Genomic DNA, 266 nt, shown 5'->3' on the forward strand with positions numbered 1-266 from the left:
CAAGGCCGAGGCCGAGGCGCAGCGCACCACCGCGCAGGCCGACGCCGAGGCGTCCGCCGCCCGCGCCCGCGCCGGGGCGGCGCTGATCGAGCAGCAGCGCCGCGCCGAGGGTGCGCTGGCGATCGCCCGGGCCGAGGCCGGCGGCATCCAGGCGCGCGGTGAGGCCGAGGCCGCCGCCGAGCGCGCCCAGGGCGAGGCCCGAGCCGCCGCGATCAAGGCGGAGTCCGACGCCTACCAGGCGTTCCCCGAGTCGGCGCGGCTGCAGA

At 81.2% G+C, this 266-nt stretch carries 1 pseudogene; it reads left to right on the forward strand.

The window, feature by feature from the left end:
- A pseudogene (locus tag KVT14_RS23655) lies at nucleotides 1–266 on the forward strand (flotillin family protein); the annotation flags it as partial.

It is taken from the genome of Cellulomonas sp. GbtcB1, assembly GCF_019091725.1.
In the GTDB taxonomy this organism is placed as follows: domain Bacteria; phylum Actinomycetota; class Actinomycetes; order Actinomycetales; family Cellulomonadaceae; genus Cellulomonas.